The organism is Cupriavidus sp. 86D6, assembly GCF_057815095.1.
Genome location: NZ_JBYPSB010000006.1, coordinates 333,354 through 358,024 on the forward strand (window position 1 = coordinate 333,354; position 24,671 = coordinate 358,024).

Sequence of the window (24,671 nt, forward strand, 5' to 3'; positions counted from 1 at the left end):
TCAGTGCAACCTTCTTGCCGCAGTGGAACTAAGTGGTTGCACTAGGTTGCACCTAGTAAATCTCCGAGAGTAAGATCGCGCCAGCCCCGTAGTCTGGCCAGTACGCGTGCGCGTTTGTCGCCAGGACTGCCAACCGTCTTACCAAGATCCGCTGGAGAACTGCCCGCATGGCCACCACCACCCTTGGCGTCAAGCTTGACGATGCATCACGCGAACGCCTGAAACGTGTTGCCCAATCGATCGACCGCACCCCGCACTGGCTGATCAAGCAGGCGATCTTCACGTATCTGGAACAGGTGGAGCGCGGCCATCTGCCCCACGAGGCCGGTTCGGCCGCGCTGGCCGATGGCGAGGCTGCCGACGCCGCCGATGCCGCACAGGGCGACGCCATGCCTCAGCCGTTTCTGGAATTCGCCCAGAGCATCCAGCCGCAGTCGGTGCTGCGCGCCGCCATTACCTCGGCTTACCGCAGGCCTGAAACCGAATGCGTGCCGGTGCTGCTGGAGCAGGCCCGCCTGCCGCAGGCGCAGGCAGACGCCGCCATCAAGATGGCCAAGGCGCTGGCGCAAAAGCTGCGCGAGCAGAAGGTAGGCACCGGCCGCGAAGGCCTGGTGCAGGGGCTGATCCAGGAATTCTCGCTGTCGTCGCAGGAAGGCGTGGCGCTGATGTGCCTGGCCGAGGCCTTGCTGCGTATTCCCGACAAGGCCACGCGCGACGCGCTGATCCGCGACAAGATCAGCGGTGCCAACTGGCAGTCGCACCTGGGCCAGAGCCCGTCGCTGTTCGTCAACGCGGCCACCTGGGGCCTGCTGCTGACCGGCCGCCTGGTGGCCACCCATACCGAAGCCGGCCTGTCGAAGGCGCTGACGCGCATCATCGGCAAGGGCGGCGAGCCGCTGATCCGCAAGGGCGTGGACATGGCCATGCGGCTGATGGGCGAGCAGTTCGTGACCGGCGAGACCATCTCCGAGGCACTGGCCAACGCGCGCAAGTACGAAGCCGAAGGCTTCCGCTATTCGTACGACATGCTTGGCGAAGCGGCCATGACCGAGGCCGATGCCCAGCGGTACCTGGCCTCGTACGAGCAGGCCATCCACGCCATCGGCCAGGCGTCGCGCGGCCGGGGCATCTATGAAGGCCCGGGGATCTCGATCAAGCTGTCGGCGCTGCACCCGCGCTACAGCCGCGCCCAGCACGAGCGCGTGATCACCGAACTGTACGGCCGCCTGAAGAGCCTGACGATGCTGGCCCGCCAGTACGACATCGGCATCAACATCGACGCCGAGGAAGCCGACCGCCTGGAAATCTCGCTCGACCTGCTCGAACGCCTGTGCTTCGAGCCCGAGCTGGCCGGCTGGAACGGCATCGGCTTCGTGGTGCAGGGCTACCAGAAGCGTTGCCCGTTCGTGATCGACTACCTGATCGACCTGGCCCGCCGCAGCCGCCATCGCCTGATGATCCGTCTGGTCAAGGGCGCCTACTGGGACAGCGAAATCAAGCGCGGCCAGGTGGATGGCCTGGAGGGCTATCCGGTCTACACGCGCAAGGTCTATACCGATGTGTCGTACGTGGCCTGCGCGCGCAAGCTGCTGTCGGTGCCGGACGCGATCTATCCGCAGTTCGCCACGCACAACGCGCACACGCTGTCGGCCATCTACCAGATCGCCGGGCAGAACTACTATCCCGGCCAGTATGAGTTCCAGTGCCTGCATGGCATGGGCGAGCCGCTGTACGACCAGGTGGTGGGCGCCAAGGCCGACGGCAAGTTCGGCCGGCCGTGCCGCATCTACGCCCCGGTGGGTACGCACGAGACGCTGCTGGCGTACCTGGTGCGCCGGCTGCTGGAAAACGGCGCCAACACGTCGTTCGTGAACCGCATTGCCGACGAATCGATTCCGCTCGACGAACTGGTGGCCGACCCGGTGGCGGTGGTCGAACAGATGCACAAGGCCGAAGGCACGCTGGGCCTGCCGCACCCGCGCATTCCGCAGCCGCGCGCGTTGTACGGCAAGGCACGCGCCAATTCGGCCGGGATCGACCTGTCGAACGAGCATCGCCTGGCGTCGCTGTCGTCGGCGCTGCTGGCGGGCGCCAGCGAGGTGCTGCGCGCCGATCCGCTGCTGGGCGCCGAGGTGGACCGCGCCGGCGCGAAGTCCGAGCCCGTGCTGAACCCGGCCGACCACCGCGACGTGGTGGGTCACGTGAGCGAAGCCACGCCGGCCGAGATCGAAGCCGCGCTGACAGCCGCCGTCAATGCGGCGCCGATCTGGCAGGCGACGCCGCCGGAAGTGCGTGCCGCCGCGCTGGAACGTGCCGCCGACCTGATGGAAGCCCAGATGCAGTCGCTGATGGGCATCATCATGCGCGAGGCCGGCAAGACGTTCTCGAACGCCATCGCCGAAGTGCGCGAAGCCGTGGACTTCCTGCGCTACTACGCGGTGCAGGTGCGCGAGACGTTCTCGAACGACACGCACCGTCCGCTGGGCCCGGTGGTCTGCATCAGCCCGTGGAACTTCCCGCTGGCGATCTTCACCGGCCAGGTGGCCGCGGCCCTGGCCGCCGGCAACCCGGTGCTGGCCAAGCCGGCGGAACAGACGCCGCTGATCGCCGCCGCCGCCGTGCGCCTGCTGCGCGATGCCGGTGTGCCGGCGGGCGCCGTGCAACTGCTGCCGGGCCGTGGCGAAACGGTGGGCGCCGCGCTGGTGGGCGACGCCCGCGTGAAGGGCGTGATGTTCACCGGTTCGACCGAAGTGGCGCGCCTGCTGCAGCGTAACGTGGCAGGGCGCCTGGACGCGGCGGGCCGTCCGATCCCGCTGATTGCCGAAACCGGCGGCCAGAACGCGATGATCGTCGACTCGTCGGCGCTGGCCGAACAGGTGGTGGGCGACGTCGTGAACTCGGCGTTCGATTCCGCCGGCCAGCGTTGCTCGGCGCTGCGTGTGCTGTGCCTGCAGGAAGACGTGGCCGACCGCATCCTGGAAATGCTCAAGGGCGCGATGGGGGAACTGACGCTGGGCAACCCGGATCGCCTGTCGACCGACGTGGGCCCGGTGATCGACGAGGAAGCGCGCGGCAATATCGTGCGCCATATCGAGGCCATGCGCGCCAAGGGCCGCCGCGTACACCAGGCCGACGCCGGTTCGGCCGCCTGCCGCAACGGCACGTTCGTGCCGCCGACGCTGATCGAACTCGATTCGATCGCGGAACTGAAGCGCGAGGTATTCGGCCCGGTGCTGCACGTGGTGCGCTACCCGCGCGCCGCGCTGGACACGATGATCGGCCAGATCAACGACACCGGCTATGGCCTGACGCTGGGCATCCATACGCGGATCGACGAAACCATCGCGCATATCGTTGACCGCGCGCACGTGGGCAACCTGTATGTGAACCGCAATATCGTGGGCGCCGTGGTGGGCGTGCAGCCGTTTGGCGGCGAAGGCCTGTCGGGCACCGGGCCGAAGGCCGGCGGCCCGCTGTACCTGCATCGGCTGCTGTCGGTGTGCCCGCAGGACGCCGTGGTACGTGGCGTGCGCACGTCCGACATGGGCGGCGCCACCCCGGCCGCGCCGGAAAATACCGCGCTGGCGGCCCTGCAGGCCTGGGCAAAGGCCGGCCTGCCGGACGTGGCGCAGGCATGCGGGCGCTTTGCCGCCGCTTCGGCCTCGGGCCTGTCGGTGACGCTGCCGGGCCCCACGGGCGAGCGCAATACGTACTCGCTGCTGCCGCGCGAACGCGTGCTGTGCCTGGCCCAGCAGGAATCGGATCTGGCGCTGCAACTGGCGGCCGTGCTGGCCGTGGGCTCCGAAGCGTTGTGGACAGACACACCCGTCGCAAAGACCCTGTTGGCGCGCCTGCCTGCCGCAGTACAATCGCGCGTCCGCGTGGTTTCCGACTGGCTGGGTACCGATATCGCCTTCGACGCGGTGCTGCACCACGGCGATTCCGACCAGCTGCGCACGGTCTGCGAGCAGGTGGCCACGCGCCCCGGCCCGATCGTCAGCGTGCAGGGCCTGGCCCAGGGTGAACCGAATATCGCCCTGGAGCGTTTGTTGATCGAGCGTTCGCTGTCCGTCAATACGGCGGCGGCGGGCGGCAATGCAAGTCTGATGACGATCGGCTGAGGCCAGGGGCCAGGCGGATTGTCAGCAAAGCGCGTGGCGGGGGCCGGCGATCCCGACCCTGCCGCGCAACCCAGGAACGGAACGGTGCTGCCAACGCCGATCCGCAAATATGCCGACACCGGCACCATATGGCACCCTATGGGACCCAAGGAGAACTGATGAGCTCGACATTCCGCAAGACGGCCATGACCGTTGCCATGGCCGTTGCAGGCCTGACCGCCGCCTCGGCCGCTTTCGCCCAGGCACAGGAAATCAAGCTGGGCTACGCCGGCCCGCTGACCGGCGGCCAGGCACAGTACGGCAAGGACATGCAGAACGGCATCGTCCTGGCCATCGACGACATGAACGCCACCAAGCCGAAGATCGGCGGCAAGGATGTCAAGTTCGTCCTGATCTCCGAAGACGACCAGGCCGACCCGAAGACCGGTTCGGTGGTGGCGCAGAAGCTGGTGGACGCCGGCATCCAGGGCATGCTCGGGCACTTCAACTCGGGCACCAGCATCCCGGCGTCGATGGTCTACAACCGCGCCGGCATTCCGCAGATCGCCATGGCCACGGCGCCTGAATACACCAAGCAGGGCTTCAAGACCACGTTCCGCATGATGACGTCCGACACCCAGCAGGGTTCGGTGATCGGCGCCTTCGTGGTGAAGAAGCTGGGCGCGAAGAACATCGCCATCGTCGACGACCGCACCGCGTACGGCCAGGGCCTGGCCGACGAGTTCGAAAAGGCCGCCAAGGCCGCCGGCGGCAAGATCGTGCGCCGCGAATTCACGAACGACAAGGCCGTGGACTTCAAGGCCGTGCTGACCAACATCAAGCGCAGCAACCCGGACGTGATCTTCTATGGCGGCGCCGAGACCCAGTCGGCCCCGATGGCCAAGCAGGTCAAGGAACTGGGCATGAAGGCCCCGATCGTGTCGGGCGAGATGTCCAAGACCGACAACTTCCTGAAGCTGGCCGGCCCGGCAGCCGAAGGCACCGTGGTGTCGCTGGCCGGCCTGCCGCTGGAACAGATGCCCGGTGGCGCCGCCTACGAAAAGAAGTACGAAAAGCGTTTTGGCTCGAAGGTCCAGACGTACTCGCCGTACGCCTATGACGGTGCCACCGCGATGATGACCGCCATGATCAAGGCCGGCTCGGCCGATCCGGCACGCTACCTGCCGGTGCTGGCCGCCACGAACATGCAGGGCGTGACGACCAAGACCCTGGCCTACGACGCACGCGGCGACCTGAAGGACGGCGGTATCACCGTCTACAAGGTCGAAGGCGGCAAGTGGACCGTGCTGGAAACGGTCGGCGGCAAGTAATCGCCCCAATTGCCACAGTTTTGATGCATTTCCTGTAGTACCTCAGCACCCCCGGACGGCTTTCCTACGGACGGGGTGTTCTGACAGTAGCACTGACGCCACCCGGGCCAGGCCCGTGGTGGCGTTTTTTGTTTTGGGGCGGGGCGCAACCCATTTCAAGGGTATGGCGATTGTGCTCCGGGTACGGGCGTCGCTAGCCTGCTGCGCAATGCTGTCGAGGGCGATGGCATTTCGTCATGGGGGGGCGGCATGGGGATCTTCTATACGGCAGTGATGGGCGATCCGCTCGATACGGGCGGCAACAGTCAAATTATCGAAGGCGCGCAGGACAACACGATCGAGGGCCCGGATGGTCGGAGTCGACCGGTCGCACTGCTCGGACACCGGGCATGGTGCGATGCGTGCAAGAGCGTTGGCGTGATAGTGGAGGCGCCCGGATCGCCATATCACAACAGGATGGTGGACTTCGTGGCAGGCGGAGCGCGGGAAGCCCTGGGCGGTGATCTCGTGATGTGCCAGTGCAAGTCGCCGGCTCGCATTATTGCCGTCTATGGCCGCAGCTCGATGATTCTTCCCGATTCCGGTCCCGCTGTGGAGACGGCTGGGGCGCGAGCCAATCCCGCGGGAAACCCCGACGACTACGACGAGCACTTTGTCCTGACGGACTTGCGCACAGGCCTGCCCCTGGCGGGCTTCGCATGGGGCATCGATACACCGGACGGGCCACGCGAAGGGTGCACGGGGGCAGACGGCAAGACGGCCACCATTTGCGGCTGTGACCGCGAGCCAATCACCCTCTCATGGGTCGCGCAAACGGAAATGGGGATTCGATCATGAGCATCGCTACGTCCAATCTCAGCCCGAAAGACAACCGTCAAGGCGCGGTTGTGAAGGTCGACCAGATGTATCTCGACGAGATACCCGGCGCCATGGACAAGATGGGCTGGCGGGTGTCTGCTGCATTGATGCGCAGATGGTTTGCAACGAAGCCGGCTTGGGTGATGAGTGCGGAAGAAAGAACAAGGACCGATGTGGCCGTGCTTTCAGCGTCTCGCGTTGAAAGTCGATTGGTGACCATGAAATGGTTACTGGGCTTCGAATCGGTGCTTCCGGCATTCGAGGCGTTGCGCAAGGGCTGGAATACTCCCAGGGGCCTCGCTGTGCTGCGGGACCGGCTACGTGCCGTCGGATGGGCCACCGGGTTACATGCAACCCTGGGGTACGGCGTGAGAAGCGCCGTGATGGCGGATGCCACATGCCAGGTCAATCTCAAGCCTTTCGGCGCGTACAACGACACCTTCAATGACCTGTTCGGAGCGGTCAATAAGGGAACCTTCAAGCTGGCTGTCAAAGGTCAGGCGATGCGCTCTCCGGTAACAGGCAGGGACATTTTCGAGATCGACAAGGTAGGCATCTATTGCCGTGATACATACGACTTCAACGCGAGTTGGTACACGGATATGGCGGTCGGCTTGGGGGTGTGGAGTCGAGACCGGTGTTTGTCGAAAGCAGAAATGGCCGCGTATATCGGATCACCGCCCGCATTGAGAGCCGCCAGATTTCCGGGGTTCGTTCCGACGAAAAACGTGGACTTCCGGCGCTGGCAGAAAGCCCGAAACGAAGGCGGCGATTTTTACGTTTTCTCCGACATATTGTGGGTACAGCCGCATATCGACCATGTTCCACTGGATTAAGCGACGCTTGTGGTGGATGCTTCTGGCCATTTTCATTGGGGGCGTGAGCTATGCTGTGAAGCGCGGCATCTTGTTCGACGACGACTGCTGGAGTCCGAATCACGAATATTTCATGGTCCGGAAACAGAGTTTGTGGTCTGCGATGTCCTCTCAATTCGGCTACGAGGAAGGCTGGGTTCTTGTCTATGACAAGTACGGCAACCTTGTGCATCGATGGGACGGAGACCTTACCACGCAAGGCGGTCCATTCTGGGCGGGCAACGAAGTGCTGATCCTCAACAAGCCGGAGGCCAGTCTGCGCTTGCCCACCGATGCAGGCGAAGGCGATTTAAATCGCATTTGCTATTAGGCCTATGACCGCCAAACGTTCGCTGCGCCGGATTTTACAACGGGAATGGTGGTATTTCCTTCCACTCATCCCATTCTTTCTCATGGCCGCCAATTTCTCCTACGGCCTCCTGTTTGGCAAGCGATGCTGGAGTCCCAATCGTCAATACTATTTGATACAAGTGGAAAGCCTGCTGTCGTCGGCACTGTATTCGCCCGGCACTGGCTTTGGATGGATTTTGGTGTTCGACCGGAACGGGCGCTGGCTGTATCACTGGCATGGGGATTTCCTCACTTACAACAGGCCGACGTGGAAAGACGATGCCTTATGGATTGGCGAATCTACCCGGCTGTCCCTCTATGCCGCAGCAGGACCGAACGGCGCCGCGAAGATGTGTTTCTGCATGTATCGGGCAACCTTTCCCAACCCCTGTGAGCCACTGTAGGCCGCGCTAGCCGATGGCCGACCAGTAGCACTGACGCCACCCGGGCCAGGCCCGTGGTGGCGTTTTTTGTTTTGGGGCGGGCGCAACCCATTTCAAGGGTATGGCGATTGTGCTCCGGGTACGGGCGTCGCTAGCCTGCTGCGCAATGCACCCTCTCATGGGTCGCGCAAACGGAAATGGGGATTCGATCATGAGCATCGCTACGTCCAATCTCAGCCCGAAAGACAACCGTCAAGGCGCGGTTGTGAAGGTCGACCAGATGTATCTCGACGAGATACCCGGCGCCATGGACAAGATGGGCTGGCGGGTGTCTGCTGCATTGATGCGCAGATGGTTTGCAACGAAGCCGGCTTGGGTGATGGAGGCTGGAGAGAGGGTAAGGGATGATTTTGCCGGTGTGCCACCCAGTCGGCTTGAGGAAAACCTGGTGAAAATGAACTGGTTGCTTCGATATCCATCGGTGCGGTCTGCGGCCGAGCGACTGGTTCAGAACTGGGCTTCGCCTAACGGTCGGGCGTTGCTCCGAAAGCGGCTTGATGACGCTGGCTGGAAGCCCGGGAAATGCACGAGCCTTGGTTACGGAGTTGAAAAAGCGAGTACCGCAGACAGCCTGAGCCAAGTAAATATTCAGGAATTCGGATCCTACGTCGATACGTTCGATGACCTTTTTGGAGCGATCAACAAGGGTGTGCTGAAAATCTGCGTCAGGGGATACACCACGCGATTGCCCTTGTCCGGGCGCGACGCATTTGAGATAGAACGGCTCGGCATTTACTGCCGCGACACATATGACTTTGCTGCGGACTGGCACATGGACAACACATTCGGCCTGGGCATATGGAGTCGTGATCGGTGCTTGTCGAAGGCCGAGATCGCCGCATACGTAGGGATGCCAGTTCCATTGCGGGCACTGACCTACGGCAAATTCGTGCCGGTGCGAAATGCCGATTTCCGACGATGGCAAAAAGCGCGGGACGAGGGAGGAGACTTTTTCGTCTTCTCCGACGTGCACTGGATCGATTCGACAATCAAGCATGTACCGCTGGATTAGGCGCAGCTGGCCCGTGCTGCTTCTGGTGACGGTGCCCCTTCTGGTTTTCGGCGTTGGTCGTCTGGGTATTCCCCACGGCGAAAAATGCTGGAGCCCGAATCACGAGTATTTCATGGAAATGCGGGAGAGCTGGTTATCGAAGGTCTTTTTTTCCAGGGACAGGGAAGAGGGCTGGATTTTCGTCTATGACAAGCATGGGCGTCTTTACCACCGCTACGATGGTCCGCTCAGCAAGGTGGGCGGACCATGGTGGCTCGGCAAGAAAATCCTGATCATGAACAAGCCCGAGGCCATGCTGGAGTTGCCGACGGATGCTGGTGACAGCCGCCTGAAAGGCGTCTGCTTTTGATGCCACGCTTGGGGTCGGCCATGCCAGGCCTAGTGGACGCAAGTGGAAGAATCAACGGCGGACGGCTTTCCTGAAATGAAGCCAAGCCGCCATTCAAATGGCGATTCGAAGGCCTGTTTTGTCGTCGACCCACCCCCGTCAACCCAAATCAGACCCCTTTCCGCCCCTGTTCTCTCCCAAGCGTGCCACGGCAATGGCGCATAATTCCGCCTTTGCCGAATTCTGATGAAGGAGCGGACCGTGCAGGATGTCCGTTACGAGCACGCGATCGCGCTGGCCAATGCCGGGCGCCATGACGAGGCGTTGCAGGTTGCCGACCAGCTGTGGGCGGCGCACCCCGAGGTGGTGGATTATGCCGCGTTGCGGGCGCAGATCCAGTCCGACCGTGGCGACGTGGCTGCCGCGCTGGCTGCGCTGGACGAAGCCATGGCGCGCCTGCCCGAACTGCCGCTGGCGCCGATGCACCGCTGGGCGTCGCGCGGGGCACTGGTCCATATGTATGGCACCTTGCTGATGCGCGATGGGCGCGACACCGAGGCGCAGCCATGGCTGCACGAGGCGGCGCGCCGCAATGGGCTGGCCACCGGCGAATGGGCCGCGCACTTCTATGCGGGCTTTGTCGCGTTCCGGCTGAACGACTTCGCGCTGGCCGGGCGGTACTGGCACGACCTGCTGTACCGGGCCCCCGATCTGGGCGCCAGCGACATCCTGCCGCTGGTCCAGGATTACGTGGCACGCAGCGATGCCGCCGAACTGCTGGGCGAGCCGCTGCTGCGTATCTGCCTGGGGCGCATCGCGCTCGATTCCCCGGAACTGCTCGACCTGACGCCTGGACAAGGCGATGCGCTGGCTGCGGCCCAGGCCGAGCGCGTGCTGGCCGAACAGCCCGATCATCCCGAGGCCCGGCGCCTGCGGGCGCCGCTGCGGCTGGGTTCTGAACCCGCCGCGGCGCTCGACGATCTGGAGGCCTATCTGCGCCAGCGGCCCGACCCGCTCGCGCAGGTCCGTGCGCTGACGTGGCGACACCAGGCCAATGTGACCGCCGGCGCCAACGCCCCGGCGCAGCCCGCGTGGACCGGCTTCGCCGTGACGGCGGATGCCGACGATGGCGCGCTGTATTTCCATGCGGCGACCGCACTGGGCAGTTTCCTCGATGAAGTCCCCGCCTCGCAGGCGGCGCTCAAGCCGACGCTGGAGGCCATGTGCCGCAAGGGCCTGTCGTGCTTCGAGTCGTATTTCGAGAGCGGCGAGGGCGATGCCCAGGGGCACGGCGGCAATGCCGACCCCCATCTCTATTCGCTGCTGTGCCGCCTGCTGGGCCGTACGCTGCCGGCCGATGCGGCGCATTTGGACGAGAAGGTGGCGTTGCACCGCAAGGGCGTGGCGGCCAGCGATTTCATCGACCACTGGATCGACCTGCTCGACGCCTACGCGGCGGCGGGCCAGCACCAGCAGGTCGTGGACATGGCCGGCGAGGTGCTGAACCGCTATCCAGTGGAGCGCAATCCGGCTGGCGTGAGCTGGGCCTTCAGCCGTCTGGTGGCGGCCTGGGCGGCGATCGGCGGGCGCGAAGCCACCGAATCGGCCAGTGCCGCGCTGGCGCATATGGATGCCCGGCTCGATGCCTTGCCCGTGGAAGCCCGCACCGAGGGCGCCCACGCAATGGCCCACGCGCGTTCCCATTACGGCGCGCTGCTGCAGACCGGCATGGCGGCGATGGACGAGCATGACAAGGCGGATGCCATCGCCGAACTCGAAGCCCTGCAACGGCGCTCGCTGCTGATCGAGGATGCCTGGGTATCGGGCCGTTTCGGCCAGATCTGGCGCGACCTCGGCGACAACGAGCGCGCCATGCCGTTGCTCGAACAGGCGGTGCAACTGGGCGAGGGCGACGCACGGCAGCAAGCGCTGGCGCGCGTGCAGCGCGCCCGGCTGCTGGTGGACCTGGAGCGCCACCCGGAGGCGCTGACCGACTTCCAGATTGCCTTTGCCGTGCGCGACGACTGGGACGCACAGACCTGGCTGGCCGCAGTGCAGGCCGCGCTGGGCATGGGACAGCGCGAAACGGCGTTGGGATGGTTCGAGCGCGCACGCGGTCTCGATGCCGAAAAGGGCCCCACCCGTGGTTTGTTCGCCAAGGTGGAAACGGCACTGAAGGCCACACGGCCGAAGTGGAAACTCTGGGGCGTTTGATGTCCGGTCGAAAAATGTGACCCATCGCACCAGAGACGATTCTGATTTTGCAAGAGCTACAAAAGCGCTATCGAAGATGATGGCGCGTTTTGTTTGGAGAAGGCGTTAGTTGCCGGCATGTTCGGGAAAGTGTCGGACAAGCACTTACATTTACTGACGTGTCCTTCCGTTACCATGTCGCGCATGAACGGATTGAGCCAACTTTTCCCCTCGCTGCCACTGGCGCCAGGCGGACTCTTCTGGGTGGGCCTTGCGCTGGTTGGCGCGGGCCTGGCCGGAGAAGTCTGCCGCCGCTGGCTCGGCTGTCCGCGTATCGTCGGTTACGCGGTGATCGGGCTGTTCGCCGGCATGCTCGGCCGCAGCATTGTCGATGACAACATGATCGCGCAGACCCGGGTGCTGATCGACATGGCGCTGGCCCTGGCGCTGTTCGAACTCGGCCACCGGCTGTCGCTGTCCTGGCTGCGCGCCAATCCGTGGCTGCTGATCACCAGCGCGGCGGAAAGCCTGCTGACCTGGGGGCTGGTGTCCACGGTGCTGCAGTGGATGGGGGCTTCGCCCGGCGTGGCCATCCTGGCCGGCGGTATCGCGGTCAGCACGTCGCCCACCATCGTGCTGCAGCTCAAGAACGAGCTGCGTGCCGATGGGCAGGTCACTGAACGCCTGATGGCGATGTCGGCGCTCAATTCCATCTACGCCGCGGCCATCGTGCAAGTCGCCACGGGCTGGCTCCATTCCGAATACGGCAACCTGGGCGCGGCCCTGCTGCATCCGCTGTACCTGCTGGTCGGCTCGTGCCTGCTGGCGTGGGTGGTGGGCAAGTTCGGGCATGCGATCTACGCGCGCATGTCGGCCGACGATCACTACAGCTTCCTGGTCCTGGTGGGACTGGTGTTGTTCACGCTGGCGCTGACGCGGGTGCTGAAGCTGTCGATGCCGCTGACGCTGATGCTGGCCGGGGTGGTATTCAAGCACCAGGACCGCCAGCCACATGTGTGGCCCACGCACTTTGGCAGCGCGGGCAGCCTGCTGATCATCGTGATGGTGGTGTCGCTGGGCCTGCCGCTGACCGCCCGGGACTGGGTCGTGGGCGGATCGCTGGCCGTGGCGCTGGTGTTCTTCCGTCACGTCGCCAAGCTGGCCGGCGTCGTGTCCCTGGGTTCGTTTTCGGGCCTGAGCCTGCGCCAGTGCGCAGCGCTGGGGCTTGCGCTGGCGCCGATGTCCGGTCTGGCTTATCTTTTGATGAGCGACGTTGCCCGCCTGTACCCTGGCACCGGGGCGCCGCTCGCATCGATCATCCTGTGCGCGCTCGCGATCGAGCAGCTGCTTGCGCCGATCATCGCGGCATGGGCACTGCGCTTCGCCGGCGAGACGCGTGACCATGGAGGAGGGCGCTGATGTCGCTCGAACCGTTCAAGCATTCCGAGGCGTTGACCTTCGGCGTCGAGCTGGAACTGCAGCTCGTCAACCGGCACGACTATGACCTGGCGCCGTTCGCCCCGGATCTGCTGCGCGCACTGAAAGGCGCGCAGCACGCCGGCGACATCAAGCCGGAAATCAGCCCGTCGATGATCGAGATCAGCACCGGCATCTGCCACGACTATGCGCAGGCGCTGGAGGAACTGACCGTGATGCGCGACCTGATGGTCAATGCGTCGCGCGGCCTGAACCTCGGCATCTGCGGCGGCGGCACGCATCCATTTCAGGTCTGGTCGGAACGCACGATCTCGAATTCGCCGCGTTACCAGTACATTTCCGAACTTTATGGCTATCTGGCCAAGCAGTTCACGGTGTTTGGCCAGCACGTGCACATCGGGTGCCCGACCCCCGATGAGTCGCTGTTCCTGCTCCATGCCATCGGGCGATACGTGCCGCACTTTATCGCGCTGGCTGCTTCATCGCCTTACGTGCAGGGCGTGGATACGGGCTTTGCATCGGCGCGCCTGAATTCGGTAGCGGCGTTCCCGATGAGCGGCCGCGCCCCGCATGTGCTGACGTGGGACGGCTTCGAGGCGTACTTCAACAAGATGCGCGCCACCGGGGTGATCGAAAGCATGAAGGACTTCTATTGGGATATCCGTCCCAAGCCGGAGTTCGGCACGATCGAGGTGCGCGTGATGGACACCCCGCTGACCGTTCAGCGCGCCTGCGACATCGCGGCCTATATCCAGGCGCTGGCGCGCTACCTGCTGTTGTCGCGCCCATTCATGCCGCAGGAAGACGACTACCTGGTGTACACCTTCAATCGCTTCCAGGCGTGCCGCTTCGGACTGGAAGGCGAATACGTGCATCCGAACGAACTCACCCGGATGCCGATCGCGGACCATATCCTGTCGATCTGCGACGCGCTGGAGCCTCACGCCGAGGCGCTGGGGTCGCTCCAGGCGCTGGCCAATATCCGCGCCCAGGCGGCGGCGCGCGACAACGACGCACGCCTGGTGCGCACGGTGAACGACGAGGCGCACAGCCTGCGTGACACGGTGCGCCGGACCTGCGAATTGTGGGAATCCTGACGCATTGCCTGGGCTGAGGCCGAGGCCGGGGCTGGGCCGATCATGGACCAACCCGCAGCAAGCCTCCCCGGCGCGCTAGATGCCGTGCGGCACGCTGTCCCCGTCGCGGCCGCTGGCCAGCCCCAGCTGCTTGTTAGCCGGGACGGCGACGTCGATCAGCTTGGGCCGCGGCAGGTTCAGGTTGCGCATCATCACGATGAACTCTTCGCGCGTGCGGCCGGCTACCCGGCTGTTGGTGGCGCGCTCGTGGCCGATCGTTGATTCGGTCCGGCCCTTGTAGTCGTGCGCGGGATAGACGCGCGTGTCGTCGGGCAGGCGGAAAAGTTTCTGCGTCAGGCTGTCGAACAGCGTGCCGGCGTCGCCTGACTGGAAGTCGGTACGACCGCAGCCGTCGATCAGCAACGCGTCGCCGGTGAAGATGCGCCGCGTCATGCCGTCGGGCGACGGCTCCTCCCAGAGATAGCTCATGCTGCCGGCGGTGTGGCCGGGCGTGTGGATCGCGCGCAGCACCTGGCGGCCGAACGGAATCGTATCCCCATCGATCAGTTGCTTCAGCGCGGGCTTGATGTCGCAGCCCGACGGCGCGGCGGTGCTGGCGCCCGTCAACTGGGCAAGATGGCCGGCTGACGTGATGTGATCGGCGTGCGCGTGGGTCTCCACGACCCAGGCCAGTTTGGCGCCAGTCTGCTCCAGCAGCGCAAGATCGCGCATGGACTGGCGATCGACGGGGTCGATCAGCACGGCTTCGCGCGTGTCGGCGTCGATCAGCAGGTAAGTGAACGTGGACGAAGCCTCGTCGAACAACTGGTGAAAGGTCTGCATGGCGGTATTGTTGTGGCAAACCGGAAGTGCTTCCATGATACGTCGCCGGTCAGCGCCGGCCAACGGATGCCACGTGCGTCAGCACTCGACGATATTCACCGCCAGGCCGCCGCGCGCGGTTTCCTTGTATTTGGTCTTCATGTCGGCCCCGGTTTCGCGCATGGTCTTGATGACCGAGTCCAGTGACACATAATGCGTGCCGTCGCCGCGCAGGGCCATGCGCGCCGCGTTGACGGCCTTGACCGATGCCATGGCGTTGCGCTCGATGCACGGAATCTGCACCAGGCCGCCCACCGGATCGCAGGTCAGGCCCAGGTTGTGCTCCATGCCGATCTCGGCTGCGTTCTCCACCTGCTCCGGCGTGCCACCGAGCACGGCGGCCAGCGCCCCGGCCGCCATCGAACAGGCCACGCCGACTTCGCCCTGGCAGCCCACCTCGGCGCCGGAGATCGACGCGTTGAGCTTGTAGAGCAGACCGATGGCCCCGGCTGTCAGCAGGAAGTCGACCACACCCTGCGTGTTGGCGCCAGGCACGAAACGGTCGTAGTAATGCAGCACGGCGGGAATGATGCCGGCCGCGCCGTTCGTCGGCGCCGTGACCACGCGACCCCCGGCGGCGTTCTCCTCGTTGACGGCGATGGCGTAGAGGTTGACCCAGTCCATGACCGATAGCGGGTCAGACAGCGTGCGCTCGGCGCGCAACGTCAGGTGCCGATAGAGCTCCGGCGCCCGGCGCTTGACCTTGAACGGGCCGGGCAGTTCGCCGTCCGTGCGGCACCCGCGCGCCACGCATTGCTGCATCACATCCCAGATATGCAGCAGACCGTCGGTCACCTCGTTCTCCGGCCGCCATGTCAGTTCGTTCTCGAGCATGAGCCGGGCAATCGACTTGCCGCTGGCATGGGCCATGTCGAGCATCGCGCGTCCCGTGCGGAACGGGTGCGGCAACTGCTTGCCGGCGGCCAGCACCTGCGTATTGGGCGCGCCGGCCGTGACGACGAAGCCGCCGCCCACCGACAGGTAGCGGGCCTCGCGCAGCGAAGCGCCATCGGCATCATAGGCGTGGAACTTCATGCCATTGGGATGCTCGGCCATGGCTTCGCGCCGATAGAACACGATGTGCTCGCGTTCCACGAACGGCACGGTGTGCCGGCCAAGCAGCGACAGCTGCTTGCTGGTGCGCAGCGCCGCCAGCTTGCCGTCGATCGCCTCCGGATCGACCGTGTCGGGCGATTCGCCCATCAACCCCAGGATCACGCCCTTGTCGGTGCCGTGCCCCTTGCCCGTGGCGCCGAGCGATCCGTAAAGCTCCGCGCGCACGCTGGCCACCCGCGCCAGCAGGCCGTCGCGTTCCAGGCCATGCGCAAACATCAGGGCTGCCCGCATCGGGCCCACGGTGTGGGAGCTCGACGGGCCGATGCCCACCTTGAACAGATCGAAGACGCTGACTGCCACGGCTGAACTCCAGATTGGTTGCCGGCGCGGTTCGTGGAACCGTTGGCCGTAAGGCCGCTAGGCCGGCTTGTCCTGATCGGTATGGGCCGGATGACGCCATAGTGCGCCGGGTTCGGCTGGACCGGAAGCAGGCGGCGGGTCCTTCATCTTCACGCTGATGGAGCCGTCGGTTTCCAGAATCGCGAAATGCACGTCTTCCACGCGGGCGCAGCCATTGCGGCGCAACACCTTGTGCAATTCGTGCGTGCTGATGCGTTCGCGGCGCATGACTTCCTCATAGACCTCGCCCTGGTGGATCACGATCTGCGGACGGCCGTCGACCAGCATTTCGAGTGGCCGGCTACGCCACGTGACATACCCGAGCAGCGCATCGGTCCCAAACAACGTGCCCGCCAGGATCAGCCCGGCCAGCACCGAGTTGTCGCCGGCATTCATCGCGTTCTGAACCGCGTTCGAGATGATCAGCAGCAGGACAAGATCGAACGGCGTGAGCTGGCCGATCTGCCGCCGGCCCGAAATGCGCATCAGCAACAGAATGGCGCCATAGACGATCAGTCCGCGCAGGACGAATTCCCACCAGGGCGCGCTGAGATTCCACATGAATGAGGCCTCCGCTCAAGGACGGCGCCGGGATACCGGCGCCCGCTCCCTGAGCATAGTCCGTCGGCGGCATCCGCGTGTATCGGACGCCGCCTGACGGGCCGGCACTCATTCTTCGGCGTACTCGCTCATCGGCACGCACGAGCAGAACAGGTTGCGATCGCCATACACGTTGTCGGCACGGCCAACCGGCGGCCAGTACTTCCGCGTGCGCAGCGATGCCAGCGGGTAGGCCGCTTCCTCGCGCGTGTACTTGTGCGTCCACTCGTTGCCGACCACCACGGCCGCGGTGTGCGGCGCGTGCTTGAGCGGGTTGTCCTCGCGGTCGAAGCTGCCGTCTTCCACCCGCGCGATCTCGCCGCGGATGGCGATCATCGCGTCGATGAAGCGGTCGAGTTCGTGCAGCGATTCGCTCTCGGTCGGCTCGATCATCAGGGTGCCCGGCACCGGGAAGCTCATGGTCGGGGCGTGGAAGCCGTAGTCCATCAGGCGCTTGGCGACGTCCTCGTTGGTGATGCCGGTGGTCTTCTGCAGCGGGCGCAGGTCGAGGATGCACTCGTGCGCCACCAGGCCATGCTGGCCCGTGTACAGCACCGGGAAGTGCGGCGACAGGCGGCGCGCCACGTAGTTGGCGGTCAGGATCGCGTTCTCGGTGGCGGCGGTCAGGCCGGCCGAGCCCATCATCGCGATATACATCCACGAGATCGGCAGGATGCTGGCCGAGCCGAACGGCGCGGCCGAGATGCCGCCGATGCCGTTGTCGTCGCGACGATAGCCGACGCTGTCCTGGTTGGGCAGGAAGTCGGCCAGATGCGCACCCACGGCTACCGGACCGACGCCCGGGCCGCCGCCGCCGTGCGGAATGCAGAACGTCTTGTGCAGGTTCAGGTGCGACACGTCGCCGCCGAACTGGCCCGGCGCGGCCACGCCGACCATCGCGTTCATGTTGGCGCCATCGACATAGACCTGGCCGCCGTGCTTGTGCACGATGTCGCAGATCTGCTGCACGCCCTGCTCGAACACGCCGTGCGTGGACGGGTACGTGATCATGATCGCGGCCAGGTTCCTGCTGTGCTGCTCGGCCTTCTTCGCCAGATCGTCGAGGTCGACGTTGCCGTTGTCGTCGCAGGCCACCACCACGACCTTCATGCCGGCCATCTGCGCCGACGCGGGGTTGGTGCCGTGGGCCGATGACGGGATCAGGCAGATGTCGCGATGGCTTTCGCCACGGCTGGCGTGGTACGCGTGGATGATCAGCAGGCCGGCGTATTCGCCCTGCGAGCCGGCGTTCGGCTGCAGGCTGACCGCGGCGTAGCCGGTGGCGGCGCAGAGCATGGCCTCCAGCTGGTCAATCATCTCGCGATAGCCAACCGTCTGGTCCAGTGGGGCAAATGGGTGGATGTTGCTGAACTCGGGCCACGTCACCGGAATCATCTCGCTGGTGGCGTTGAGCTTCATCGTGCAGGAGCCCAGCGGAATCATCGTGCGGTCCAGCGCCAGGTCCTTGTCGGCCAGCGAGCGCAGGTAGCGCAGCATCTCGTGTTCGGCATGGTGCGTGTTGAACACCGGATGCGTCAGATAGGCGCTCTGGCGCGCCACGTTGCCCGGGAAGCCGTCGCCGACCGATGCCTCGATCTTGTCGAAGTCGGGCACCGGCTTGCCGTGCGCGAAGATCTCCCACAGCGTGACCACGTCGTCGCGCGACGCGGTTTCGTCCAGCGAGATGCCGATGCGCGACGCGCCGGCGTGGCGCAGGTTGATGCCCCGCTGCGTGGCCGTGGCGTGGAACGCCTCGGTGTTGAAGCCGGTTTCCAGCGTCAGCGTGTCGAAGAACGTCTCGTTGACCGGGGGCAGGCCCAGCGCCTTCAGGCCGGCGGCCAGCGTGGCGGTCAGGCGATGCACACGTTGCGCGATGCGCTTCAGGCCCTGCGGGCCATGGTAGACCGCATACATCGACGCCATCACGGCCAGCAGCACCTGCGCGGTGCAGATGTTCGAGGTGGCCTTCTCCCGGCGGATATGCTGCTCGCGCGTCTGCAGCGCCAGGCGGTAAGCCTTGTTGCCCTGCGCGTCGATCGTGACGCCGACCAGGCGGCCCGGCATCGATCGCTTGAATTCATCCTTGACGGCCATGTAGCCCGCGTGCGGACCGCCAAAGCCGAGCGGCACGCCAAATCGCTGCGAGTTGCCCACCGCCACGTCGGCGCCCCATTCGCCCGGCGCGGCGATCAGCGTCAGCGCCAGCAGGTCGGCGGCGGCCACCACCCGGCCGCCGGCCGCATGCACGGCGTCGGCAATGGCGCGGTAGTCGGCTACATCGCCATTCACGCCCGGATACTGCAGCAGCACGCCGAAGGCGTGGGACTGCGCGGCGTCCGCAGCCGGGCCGACCTTCACCTCGATGCCCAGCGGCAGCGCGCGCGTGCGGATCACTTCCAGCGTTTGCGGCAGCACATCGTCGGCCACGTAGAACGTGTTCGACGCATGCTTGTGGACGCGCTGCAGCAGGGTCATGGCCTCGGCAGCGGCCGTGCCTTCGTCGAGCATCGACGCATTGGCGATGTCCAGGCCGGTCAGGTCCGTGATCATCTGCTGGAAGTTCAGCATAGCCTCCAGCCGGCCCTGCGAGATTTCCGGCTGGTACGGCGTGTAGGCGGTGTACCAGGCCGGGTTTTCGAAAATGTTGCGCAGCACCACGCCCGGTGTGAGCGTGTTGTAGTAGCCCTGTCCGATGAAGCTCTTCAGCACGCGGTTCTTGCCGGCCAGGCCGCGCAGGCGGGCCAGCGCGGCTTCCTCGGTCAGCGGGGCGGTGAACTCGCCCAGCGACATGCCGTCGCGGCGGCGGATGGCGGCGGGCACCACGGCGTCGATCAGCGCGGCGCGGCTGTCGAAGCCAAGCACCTTGAGCATGTGTTGCTGTTCGGCGCTGTCGGGGCCGATGTGGCGGGCGGCGAAGGCGTCGCGCGCCTCCAGTTCGGCCAGCGTGGGCCGTGTACCTTGGGCGGCGGCATTCATGGGAAGCGGGGCGTTCATGGCAAGGAATCTCGGGGAGCGGGCGGCGGGCAGGTGGTCGGCCTGTCCGCCGCGCGCGGCATCAAACAGTCAGCGCGATCAGGCGCCGACGCTGGCCTTGTAGGCGTCGACGTTCATCAGGCCGTTCACGTCGTCGGCGTTGGCCGGCTTCAGCTTGAACAGCCAGGCGTCAAAGGCGTTGGCGTTGACCGACTCGGGCGCTGCCGAAGCGGCGTCGTTGACGGCGATCACTTCGCCAGCCACCGGCGCGTAGATGTCGGAAGCTGCCTTCACGGACTCCACCACGGCCAGGGCGTCGCCGGCACCCACCGACTTGCCCACTTCGGGCAGTTCCAGGAAGACGATGTCGCCCAGGGCGTCCTGGGCGTGGTCGGTAATGCCGATCGTCAGCGTGCCGTCGGCTTCGACGCGCACCCATTCGTGCGACTCGGTGTACTTCAGGTCAGCGGGGAAGTTCATGAGGTTCTCCGGGATACAGTTTGTTTCTTGTTTCATTCACCCGGTCCGCAGCAGGTTGGGCTCGAGCGGACGGGCGGAAGGGCGACCGTTTGATGTGAAGCCGGGCGATGCCTCAGCTCACGAGTGCCTTGCCATTACGCACAAACGGCAGTTTAACCACAGTCGCGGTCAGTTTGCGGTCACGAATCTCGACCTGGACGTCGGTGCCCGGCGCCACGCCCTTCGGCAGGCGGGCGAACGCGATTGACTGCTGCAGGCTCGGGCTGAACGTGCCGCTGGTGATTTCGCCAGCGCCGGCCGCCGTGATGACCTTCTGGTGCGCACGCAGCACGCCGCCCTTGTCGCGCAGGATCAGGCCCGCGAACGTCTGCTTCTGGCCGCCTGCCAGTAGCGCCTGCTTGCCGATGAAGTCGCGCTCGCTCTGCAGGTCGAGCGTCCAGGCCAGGCCGGCGTCCAGTGGCGACGTATTGATATCCATGTCCTGGCCGTACAGGTTCATGCCGGCTTCCAGGCGCAGCGTGTCGCGCGCGCCCAGGCCGGCCGGACGTACGCCCGCGGCGATCAGCTTTTCCCAGATGCCGGCGACGTTCTCGGCCGGTACCACCAGCTCGAAGCCGTCTTCGCCGGTGTATCCGGTGCGGGCGACCATCAGTTCGCCCATTTCCGGGTCTTGCACGACCAGCGCGTTGAACGGCTTGAGCGCGTCGGCCGGCTGGGTGGAGGGAAAGGCCTGGTAGACCTTGGCGCGGGCGTTGGGGCCCTGCACGGCCACGATGGCCAGCTTGCCGGTGCCCGCCGGTGCCACATCGCCGCGGCGCGGTGTGATCGTCACGCCGCTGCCAGTGGCCGCATTGCGCGACTGGATCCATTCGATATCGCCAAGGGCCGTGCTGGCGTTCACCACCAGGCGGAAGTGGTCCTCGGCAAAGAAGTAGACGATCAGGTCGTCGATGACGCCGCCTTTTTCGTCGAGCATGCACGAATACAGCGCCTTGCCCGGCGTCTGCAGCTTGTCGACGTTGTTGGCCAGCAGGCCGCGCAGGAAGGCCCGCGTGCCGGCCCCGTGCAGGTCGACCACGCACATGTGCGACACGTCGAACATGCCGGCATCGGCACGCACGGCATTGTGTTCCTCGATCTGCGAACCGTAGTTGACCGGCATGTCCCAGCCGCCAAAGTCGACCATGCGGGCGCCGAGGGCGCGGTGGATAGCGTTGAGGGGCGTGGCCTGGAGCGTCATGGATATCCTCGGGGGCGGTTCGAAAACGAAAAAAGGGTCATCCGCCGCAACGATCGGGCGCACCAATGTGCATCCAATCCGCTGCGGCGGATGACCCCTCTGTCCTCGATACCTGAGAGATTACGAAGCCGGAACTTCGTGCGCCCCTTCGGTGGACATGCTCACCACGGCGTCAGGGCAGTGGCGGATGTCGCTCTCCAGAGTGCGGCATGCATCGTGTGCATGTTGCATGCCGATCCGGTCGGTCCATGGTGCCTGAGAGTTTGCGGGTGGTTCCCCTTCGGCGGCGCAATCGATGCGCGCTCTCCCGGCCGGATGCGCGAGAATGTACGGGACCGGTCAGCCTTTGTCAAACGCGCGCCTGACGCCGGCCGGCGGCCCCGCCCCCGGGATTGGAATCGACGGCGGGCCGGTTAGCGACGGTCCTTCGTCACCACATTACCGACCACGCCGCCCACGGCCGCGCCGCCCAGCGTACCCAACGCGCTGCCGTCGGTCAGGACCGCACCGCCGAGCGCACCGGCGCCCGCGCCAATGGCGGTATTACGCTGCTTCGGGGTCATGTCCGCGCAGCCCGCAAAGCCCACCAGCGTCACGCCGATCAGGGCAACTTTCGAAAGGGTGCGAAGCGTCTTCATGATTGGCTCCTTTGTTGTCATCGAGATCATCGTTTCCGATTTGTTGATATGTCCCGGACCGGTCGCGCCACGCGCAAGACCCGTGCGGTCCTGTGAGATAAGAGGCAAGCTCCATGCCCCGGGATCCGCTGCTTTACGATTGTTACCAGCCTGAAACGCCTCTTGTCGGACGTCGCCCGACACGCCCGTGGGCGCCTGCGGCGCGTGTTAACATCGACGCCTTCGGCGCGCCACCTTCCAGGTGCGCCATGAGCCATTCCGCCTGCCACGTTCCCCAGCCCCATGACTCACGGACTCAATGCCGCGCAATCCGAAGCGGTGCGCTACCTGGACGGCCCCTGCCTTGTGCTGGCGGGCGCCGGATCGGGCAAGACCCGCGTGATCACGCAGAAAATCGCCCACCTGATCGAGGACAAGGGGTTCGAGCCGCGTCACATTGCCGCTGTCACGTTCACGAACAAGGCGGCGAAAGAGATGCAGGAACGCATCGGCAAGCTGATGGAAGGCAAGACCACGCGCGAAGGGAAGCGCATTCCACTCAAGCAGCTGACGGTTTGTACGTTTCACTCGCTTGGCGTGCAAATCTTGCGCATGGAAGCCGAGCATGTCGGGTTGAAGCCGCAATTTTCGATCATGGATTCGGACGACTGCTTCGGGCTGGTCCAGGAGCAGCTGAGCACCACCGACAAGAAGCTGATCCGCAGCGTGCAGAGCACCATCTCGCTGTGGAAGAACGGCATGGTCGATCCCGAGACCGCGCTTGCGCAGGCGGCCAATGCCGACGAGCACCAGGCCGCGATGGTCTATCGCAACTACGTGGCCACGCTGAACGCTTACCAGGCGGTGGACTTCGACGACCTGATCCGCCTGCCCGCCGAACTGTTCGCGCGCGACGAGGCCGTGCGTTTGAAGTGGCAGAACCGGCTGCGCTATTTCCTGGTCGACGAATACCAGGACACCAACGCGTGCCAGTACCAGCTGCTGAAGCTGCTGGCCGGCGGCTCGCACCTGCGCGCGCCGGCGTTCACGGCGGTGGGCGACGACGACCAGGCCATCTATGGCTGGCGTGGCGCCACGCTGGACAACCTGCGGCTGCTGCAGACCGATTTTCCGGACCTGAAGGTGGTCAAGCTGGAGCAGAACTACCGCTCGACCGTGCGCATCCTGGAAGCGGCCAACGCGGTCATCGCCAACAACCCGAAGCTGTTCGACAAGAAGCTGTGGTCGGAACACGGCATGGGCGATCCGATCGCCGTCCACCCGATGAACGACGAGGAGCACGAGGCCGAGTCGGTAGTGTTCCGCCTGTCCGCGCACAAGTTCGAGCGCCGCGCGCAGTTTCGCGATTACGCCATCCTGTATCGCGGGAACCACCAGGCGCGCCTGTTCGAGCAGATCCTGCGGCGCGAGCGCATTCCGTACGTGCTGTCGGGCGGCCAGAGCTTCTTCGACAAGGCCGAGATCAAGGACATCTGCGCCTACTTGCGCCTGATTGCCAATCCGGACGATGACCCCGCGTTCATTCGCGCCATCACCACGCCGCGCCGTGGGGTGGGCAACACCACGCTCGAGGTGCTGGGCACGTTTGCGGGGCAGGCCAAGGTGTCGCTGTTCGAGGCGGCGATGATGGGCGGCATCGAGGCCAGGCTGCAGCCGCGCCAGCTGGAGCCGCTGCGCACGTTCTGCGAATCCATGGTGCGCCTGGCCGACCGCGCGGCCAGCGACCCGGCCACCGTGGTGCTGGACGACCTGATGGAAGGTATCCACTACGAGGCCTATCTGTACGATACCTTCGACGAACGGCAGGCGCAGTCGCGCTGGACCAATACGCTGGAATTCCTGGACTGGCTTAAGCGCAAGGGCACGCGTCCGGAGGCCGAAAGCGATGGCGAGGCCACGGGCGCCGACACGGCCGACGGCTTCGGCGACGAAGGCAAGAACCTGCTCGAACTGACCCAGACCGTGGCGCTGATGAGCATGCTCGAAGGCCGCGAAGAAGATCCCGACGCGGTGCGGCTGTCTACCCTGCACGCGTCGAAAGGCCTCGAATATCCGCACGTGTTCCTGGTGGGCGTGGAGGAGGGCATCCTGCCCCACACACGCGAGGACGAAGACCTGGACGACGAGAAGATCGAGGAAGAGCGGCGGCTGATGTATGTGGGCATCACGCGCGCGCAGCGCACCCTGCAGATCAGCTGGTGCAAGAAGCGCAAGCGGGCGCGCGAAACCTATTCGGTCGAGCCGTCGCGCTTTATCGCCGAGATGAAGCTGGAGGAAGCCCCCGCACCGCAGGACACCACGCCGGCGATGAGTCCGAAGGACCGGCTCGCCGGCCTGAAGGCGCTGCTCAACAAGCCCGTCGCGGCCTGATTTGATACAAGGCCGACAAGACTGCCGGGGTCGGGCTCACTACGATTGGC

General features: G+C 65.2%; 19 protein-coding genes and 2 riboswitches. Of the genes, 12 read left to right on the forward strand and 7 right to left on the reverse strand.

Annotated features, from left to right (window positions below; all coding sequences use genetic code 11):
* Positions 1-167: 167 nt before the first annotated feature.
* From putA to AC3G88_RS17100, 11 genes are all read left to right on the forward strand, one after another.
* Positions 168-4,121 carry a trifunctional transcriptional regulator/proline dehydrogenase/L-glutamate gamma-semialdehyde dehydrogenase gene (gene putA / locus AC3G88_RS17050; RefSeq protein WP_488893613.1) on the forward strand — a complete coding sequence of 1,318 codons (3,954 nt, stop codon included), beginning with the start codon at positions 168-170 and terminating at the stop codon, positions 4,119-4,121.
* Positions 4,122-4,279: 158 nt separating this feature from the next.
* A complete protein-coding gene (locus AC3G88_RS17055) occupies positions 4,280-5,431 on the forward strand; it encodes a branched-chain amino acid ABC transporter substrate-binding protein (RefSeq protein WP_092602235.1) in 1,152 nt (383 codons plus the stop codon).
* A 249-nt stretch (positions 5,432-5,680) separates the two neighbouring features.
* Entirely contained in the window at positions 5,681-6,268 is a 588-nt protein-coding gene (locus tag AC3G88_RS17060) for a PAAR domain-containing protein (protein WP_488893614.1), read from the forward strand.
* Complete coding sequence (locus AC3G88_RS17065; RefSeq protein ID WP_488893615.1) at positions 6,265-7,125, forward strand: DUF6402 family protein; 861 nt, start codon at positions 6,265-6,267, stop codon at positions 7,123-7,125. The genes AC3G88_RS17060 and AC3G88_RS17065 overlap by 4 nt, the downstream gene beginning before the upstream one ends.
* On the forward strand, positions 7,109-7,474 hold the full coding sequence (locus AC3G88_RS17070) for a hypothetical protein (RefSeq protein WP_488893616.1): 366 nt from the start codon (positions 7,109-7,111) through the stop codon (positions 7,472-7,474). Before AC3G88_RS17065 ends, AC3G88_RS17070 begins: the two co-directional genes overlap by 17 nt.
* Before the next feature lie 4 nt (positions 7,475-7,478).
* Complete coding sequence (locus tag AC3G88_RS17075; protein WP_488893617.1) at positions 7,479-7,898, forward strand: hypothetical protein; 420 nt, start codon at positions 7,479-7,481, stop codon at positions 7,896-7,898.
* Positions 7,899-8,088: 190 nt separating this feature from the next.
* Positions 8,089-8,949 (forward strand): DUF6402 family protein, encoded by an 861-nt coding sequence (locus AC3G88_RS17080; RefSeq protein ID WP_488893618.1) that lies wholly within the window; start codon positions 8,089-8,091, stop codon positions 8,947-8,949.
* Positions 8,933-9,298: a hypothetical protein gene (locus AC3G88_RS17085; RefSeq protein ID WP_488893619.1), complete on the forward strand. Its 366-nt coding sequence runs from the start codon at positions 8,933-8,935 to the stop codon at positions 9,296-9,298. The genes AC3G88_RS17080 and AC3G88_RS17085 overlap by 17 nt, the downstream gene beginning before the upstream one ends.
* Positions 9,299-9,523: 225 nt before the next feature.
* Entirely contained in the window at positions 9,524-11,491 is a 1,968-nt protein-coding gene (locus AC3G88_RS17090) for a hypothetical protein (RefSeq protein ID WP_488893620.1), read from the forward strand.
* Positions 11,492-11,674: 183 nt separating this feature from the next.
* Positions 11,675-12,889 (forward strand): cation:proton antiporter, encoded by a 1,215-nt coding sequence (locus AC3G88_RS17095; RefSeq protein ID WP_153946349.1) that lies wholly within the window; start codon positions 11,675-11,677, stop codon positions 12,887-12,889.
* The gene (locus tag AC3G88_RS17100) at positions 12,889-14,004 is read left to right on the forward strand and encodes a YbdK family carboxylate-amine ligase (RefSeq protein WP_092602245.1); all 1,116 of its coding nucleotides are present in this window, start codon (positions 12,889-12,891) and stop codon (positions 14,002-14,004) included. Before AC3G88_RS17095 ends, AC3G88_RS17100 begins: the two co-directional genes overlap by 1 nt.
* A gap of 75 nt (positions 14,005-14,079) precedes the next feature.
* On the opposite strand, the gene AC3G88_RS17105 is transcribed toward AC3G88_RS17100, so the two are convergent.
* The 7 genes from AC3G88_RS17105 to AC3G88_RS17135 form a co-directional block, all read right to left on the reverse strand.
* A complete protein-coding gene (locus AC3G88_RS17105; protein WP_488893688.1) occupies positions 14,080-14,826 on the reverse strand; it encodes an MBL fold metallo-hydrolase in 747 nt (248 codons plus the stop codon).
* Positions 14,827-14,904: 78 nt separating this feature from the next.
* Positions 14,905-16,281, reverse strand: coding sequence for an L-serine ammonia-lyase (locus tag AC3G88_RS17110; protein WP_488893621.1), 1,377 nt, complete (start codon positions 16,279-16,281; stop codon positions 14,905-14,907).
* A 57-nt stretch (positions 16,282-16,338) separates the two neighbouring features.
* On the reverse strand, positions 16,339-16,881 hold the full coding sequence (locus AC3G88_RS17115) for a DUF421 domain-containing protein (RefSeq protein WP_488771764.1): 543 nt from the start codon (positions 16,879-16,881) through the stop codon (positions 16,339-16,341).
* A gap of 108 nt (positions 16,882-16,989) precedes the next feature.
* Complete coding sequence (gene gcvP / locus AC3G88_RS17120) at positions 16,990-19,914, reverse strand: aminomethyl-transferring glycine dehydrogenase (RefSeq protein ID WP_488893622.1); 2,925 nt, start codon at positions 19,912-19,914, stop codon at positions 16,990-16,992.
* Positions 19,915-19,992: 78 nt separating this feature from the next.
* The gene (gcvH, locus tag AC3G88_RS17125; RefSeq protein ID WP_153946352.1) at positions 19,993-20,373 is read right to left on the reverse strand and encodes a glycine cleavage system protein GcvH; all 381 of its coding nucleotides are present in this window, start codon (positions 20,371-20,373) and stop codon (positions 19,993-19,995) included.
* 112 nt (positions 20,374-20,485) lie between these two features.
* Positions 20,486-21,613: a glycine cleavage system aminomethyltransferase GcvT gene (gcvT, locus tag AC3G88_RS17130; protein WP_488893623.1), complete on the reverse strand. Its 1,128-nt coding sequence runs from the start codon at positions 21,611-21,613 to the stop codon at positions 20,486-20,488.
* 89 nt (positions 21,614-21,702) lie between these two features.
* Positions 21,703-21,824, reverse strand: a riboswitch (glycine riboswitch).
* A 21-nt stretch (positions 21,825-21,845) separates the two neighbouring features.
* Positions 21,846-21,933, reverse strand: a riboswitch (glycine riboswitch).
* A 93-nt stretch (positions 21,934-22,026) separates the two neighbouring features.
* Positions 22,027-22,251: a YMGG-like glycine zipper-containing protein gene (locus tag AC3G88_RS17135; RefSeq protein ID WP_066736784.1), complete on the reverse strand. Its 225-nt coding sequence runs from the start codon at positions 22,249-22,251 to the stop codon at positions 22,027-22,029.
* Positions 22,252-22,533: 282 nt separating this feature from the next.
* Here AC3G88_RS17135 and AC3G88_RS17140 point away from each other — a divergent pair, with 282 nt between their 5' ends.
* Positions 22,534-24,621 carry a UvrD-helicase domain-containing protein gene (locus tag AC3G88_RS17140; RefSeq protein WP_488893624.1) on the forward strand — a complete coding sequence of 696 codons (2,088 nt, stop codon included), beginning with the start codon at positions 22,534-22,536 and terminating at the stop codon, positions 24,619-24,621.
* Positions 24,622-24,671: the final 50 nt, after the last annotated feature.

What these genes read in the sequence shown, in the direction of transcription:
- gcvH (WP_153946352.1), bottom strand. Translation starts at nt 20,373, where the DNA reads ATGAACTTCCCCGCTGACCTGAAGTACACCGAGTCGCACGAATGGGTG.
- AC3G88_RS17140 (WP_488893624.1), top strand. Translation starts at nt 22,534, where the DNA reads ATGACTCACGGACTCAATGCCGCGCAATCCGAAGCGGTGCGCTACCTG.
- AC3G88_RS17065 (WP_488893615.1), top strand. Translation starts at nt 6,265, where the DNA reads ATGAGCATCGCTACGTCCAATCTCAGCCCGAAAGACAACCGTCAAGGC.
- AC3G88_RS17105 (WP_488893688.1), bottom strand. Translation starts at nt 14,826, where the DNA reads ATGCAGACCTTTCACCAGTTGTTCGACGAGGCTTCGTCCACGTTCACT.
- AC3G88_RS17055 (WP_092602235.1), top strand. Translation starts at nt 4,280, where the DNA reads ATGAGCTCGACATTCCGCAAGACGGCCATGACCGTTGCCATGGCCGTT.
- gcvT (WP_488893623.1), bottom strand. Translation starts at nt 21,613, where the DNA reads ATGACGCTCCAGGCCACGCCCCTCAACGCTATCCACCGCGCCCTCGGC.
- AC3G88_RS17060 (WP_488893614.1), top strand. Translation starts at nt 5,681, where the DNA reads ATGGGGATCTTCTATACGGCAGTGATGGGCGATCCGCTCGATACGGGC.
- AC3G88_RS17080 (WP_488893618.1), top strand. Translation starts at nt 8,089, where the DNA reads ATGAGCATCGCTACGTCCAATCTCAGCCCGAAAGACAACCGTCAAGGC.
- AC3G88_RS17085 (WP_488893619.1), top strand. Translation starts at nt 8,933, where the DNA reads ATGTACCGCTGGATTAGGCGCAGCTGGCCCGTGCTGCTTCTGGTGACG.
- AC3G88_RS17100 (WP_092602245.1), top strand. Translation starts at nt 12,889, where the DNA reads ATGTCGCTCGAACCGTTCAAGCATTCCGAGGCGTTGACCTTCGGCGTC.
- AC3G88_RS17115 (WP_488771764.1), bottom strand. Translation starts at nt 16,881, where the DNA reads ATGTGGAATCTCAGCGCGCCCTGGTGGGAATTCGTCCTGCGCGGACTG.
- putA (WP_488893613.1), top strand. Translation starts at nt 168, where the DNA reads ATGGCCACCACCACCCTTGGCGTCAAGCTTGACGATGCATCACGCGAA.
- AC3G88_RS17090 (WP_488893620.1), top strand. Translation starts at nt 9,524, where the DNA reads ATGAAGGAGCGGACCGTGCAGGATGTCCGTTACGAGCACGCGATCGCG.
- AC3G88_RS17075 (WP_488893617.1), top strand. Translation starts at nt 7,479, where the DNA reads ATGACCGCCAAACGTTCGCTGCGCCGGATTTTACAACGGGAATGGTGG.
- AC3G88_RS17095 (WP_153946349.1), top strand. Translation starts at nt 11,675, where the DNA reads ATGAACGGATTGAGCCAACTTTTCCCCTCGCTGCCACTGGCGCCAGGC.
- AC3G88_RS17070 (WP_488893616.1), top strand. Translation starts at nt 7,109, where the DNA reads ATGTTCCACTGGATTAAGCGACGCTTGTGGTGGATGCTTCTGGCCATT.
- AC3G88_RS17135 (WP_066736784.1), bottom strand. Translation starts at nt 22,251, where the DNA reads ATGAAGACGCTTCGCACCCTTTCGAAAGTTGCCCTGATCGGCGTGACG.
- gcvP (WP_488893622.1), bottom strand. Translation starts at nt 19,914, where the DNA reads ATGAACGCCCCGCTTCCCATGAATGCCGCCGCCCAAGGTACACGGCCC.